Origin of the sequence: Paenibacillus kribbensis (assembly GCF_001705305.1) — a bacterium.
Taxonomy (GTDB): Bacteria; Bacillota; Bacilli; order Paenibacillales; family Paenibacillaceae; genus Paenibacillus; species Paenibacillus kribbensis_B.
Genome location: NZ_MCBP01000048.1, coordinates 1 through 713, shown reverse-complemented (window position 1 = coordinate 713; position 713 = coordinate 1). Strand labels below are relative to the sequence as shown.

Genomic DNA, 713 nt, shown 5'->3' with positions numbered 1-713 from the left:
TTGAGCTAACGTGGGAAAACCTTGATGATTGGAATATAGCGCTGAACCCTGATAACCTACAACTCCTTTGTAAGTCTTGCCATAACAAGAAAACAGGCGAGTATAAACGAGGTAAAGGCGTAAGTTTATGGTAGAAAGGGGAAAAATTGAACTTATTCGGAAAAGTGGTATCATTTTCACGTGGAAAATTAAACAACGATACTCAAAGAGTTACAGCGTGGCAAAATGAAGCAGTAGAATATACAAGTGCCTTTGTGACTAATATTCATAATAAAATTGCTAATGAAATAACAAAAGTAGAATTTAATCATGTTAAGTACAAAAAATCTGATGTTGGTTCTGATACTTTGATTAGTATGGCCGGTTCTGATTTAGATGAGGTTCTAAACTGGAGTTCTAAGGGCGAACGTAATAGCATGGAGTTTTGGCAGAAAGTAATTAAAAAGTTGCTTACAACTCGTTATATTGACTTGTACCCTATATTTGATAGCAACACAGGCGAACTGTTAGACTTACTCTTTGCTAACGATAAAAAAGAATATAAGCCAGAAGAATTAGTAAGGCTGATTAGTCCTTTTTATATCAATGAGGATACAAGTATTTTAGACAATGCTCTAGCTAGTATTCAAACTAAGCTGGAACAAGGTAAATTGCGTGGCTTATTGAAAATTAATGCTTTCCTTGATATTGATAATACACAGGAGTATCGAGAA

General features: G+C 34.5%; 2 protein-coding genes. Both read left to right on the top strand.

Annotation, left to right across the window (positions count from 1 at the left end; translation table 11 throughout):
- Positions 1-134, top strand: a 134-nt coding sequence (locus BAZ21_RS30355; protein ID WP_141695054.1) for an HNH endonuclease, incomplete at its 5' end; no start/stop codon positions are given.
- 12 nt (positions 135-146) lie between these two features.
- Positions 147-713 (top strand): hypothetical protein (locus BAZ21_RS27480; RefSeq protein WP_218061455.1); only part of this gene is annotated, 567 nt, incomplete at its 3' end.